This window comes from Paraburkholderia sp. NMBU_R16 (assembly GCF_013282575.1).
Taxonomy (GTDB): Bacteria; Pseudomonadota; Gammaproteobacteria; order Burkholderiales; family Burkholderiaceae; genus Trinickia.
Genome location: NZ_JAAAYE010000538.1, coordinates 1 through 244, shown reverse-complemented (window position 1 = coordinate 244; position 244 = coordinate 1). Strand labels below are relative to the sequence as shown.

Genomic DNA, 244 nt, shown 5'->3' with positions numbered 1-244 from the left:
GGGTGTACTGGATTCCGGTGTATGAGGTGCTCGAGCAGCGCGGACTGACGGTATGGCTGGTTGACGCGCGGCAGATGAAATACGTACCCGGTCGCAAGAGCGACGTGCTCGATTGCCAGTGGCTGCACAAGCTGATGAGCCTGGGACTGCTAAGGGCCGCCTGGCGCCCGGGTGACGAGGTCTGTGTCGTGCGTGCGGTCGTGCGCCAGCGCGAGGTGCTGCTTGCCGAACAGGCCGCCTGGGT

General features: G+C 65.2%; 1 protein-coding gene. It reads left to right on the top strand.

Annotated features, from left to right (window positions below):
- Positions 1-244 (top strand): transposase (locus tag GWC77_RS29020; protein WP_367949145.1); only part of this gene is annotated, 244 nt, incomplete at both ends.